A 1,366-nucleotide genomic window follows, 5' to 3' on the forward strand; every position below is an offset into this window, starting at 1 on the left:
TCGTCCTGTGTGGATGGCGTCTGCTTTGCAAGGACAAAATGCTCTGATTGCGCGGCTGGTCAGTACAGTCCTGTGTCCGGCCTTTGATTGCGGCATTTGCTTGAGCCGCTGGCCTTGATGGGTTCCGTGAACCTGGTCCCAATCGGCAAAGCGAACCTGAGAGTTCAGGACGAAGCTCGGGTTTTCCGGGTTCTCGGATGACCGCACGTGCCATCATGGCATTCGTCTTGCAATTCTTTTTTGTTCAGTGCCTCCGGTTATGCCGCTGATTGCCGGTAGTATGTTTCTTTGGTGAGGATCGCCCAGATGATCCGTGCGGCTTTGTTTGCCATCGCGATCGTGGCAAGTCGGACGGGTTTGCGCTCGAGGAGTTGCATGATCCAAGGATGCACGCGTTCTGGATAGCCGCGGGCGCGCTGTACTTGTGAGGTCATACCGATCACCAGAAGCCTTCTTATGTAACGGTCACCCTTCTTGCTAATCCGGCCGAGGCGTTCCTTGCCACCACTCGATCTGTTCAATGGGGTGAGACCAAGCCAAGCAGCAAACTCGCGCCCGTTCTTGAACTGTTTGCCGTCGCCGATGGTGGCGACGATGGCAGAGGCGGTGATTGGACCAACACCAGGGACGGTTCTGATCCGCTTGGCCCGTTCATCGATCCGCGAATGATACTCGATCAGTTTGTCGTAGAACACCACGCGCTCGTCGAGTGCAACAACCTGCTCGCAGAGGGTTTTGAGCATGCTCTTCGCAACGTCTGGCATGTCCGGGCAATCGTTGGTTTTGAACCCTTTGACGAAGCGCATCGCCGCCACCGGCCCGTTCCCGATCACATGACCAAACTCTCGAAGAAGACCCCGGATCACGTTCAGCATCTGGGTTTTCTGGCGCACGACAAGCTGGCGCACGCGATGCATTGTAAGAAGGGCTTGTTGTTCCTTCGATTTCACAGCGACGAACCGCATGGTCGGTCGCGTGACGGCCTCGCAGATTGCCTCGGCATCAACCGCATCCGTCTTTCCACGCTTCACGTAGGGCTTTACGTAAGTCGCCGGCATGAGGCGCACGTCATGGCCGATTTCAGTCAGCTCACGCGCCCAGTGATGTGCCGACCCACACGCCTCAATTCCGACGAGGCAGCTCGGCAGGGTCTCAAAGAACTTCAGCAATTGTCTGCGGCGGATCGAACGATTGAAGACAACCGTACCGTCATCAGCGATTCCGTGGACCTGAAAGACGTCTTTACCGAGATCCAATCCTATTGTCGTGACTTCCATGGTGGGGCTCCTTTCCTTGCAGAAGATGTCTTCTGCAGTTTGCCGCAAAGCGCGACGGTTGGCTGCAGACGCCATCCACCCCATCCGCA

The 1,366-nt window shown here is 56.6% G+C and carries 1 protein-coding gene; it reads right to left on the reverse strand.

All coding sequences use genetic code 11. The features are described 5' to 3' along the window. Window positions 1-257: 257 nt before the first annotated feature. Window positions 258-1,277 (reverse strand): IS110 family RNA-guided transposase, encoded by a 1,020-nt coding sequence (locus tag ACR0DS_RS20285; RefSeq protein ID WP_209599476.1) that lies wholly within the window; start codon window positions 1,275-1,277, stop codon window positions 258-260. Window positions 1,278-1,366: the final 89 nt, after the last annotated feature.

This window comes from Ruegeria sp. AF5 (assembly GCF_056541905.1).

Excerpts from the sequence above, each read along its gene's own strand:
- ACR0DS_RS20285 (WP_209599476.1), bottom strand. The coding sequence starts at position 1,277 with ATGGAAGTCACGACAATAGGATTGGATCTCGGTAAAGACGTCTTTCAG.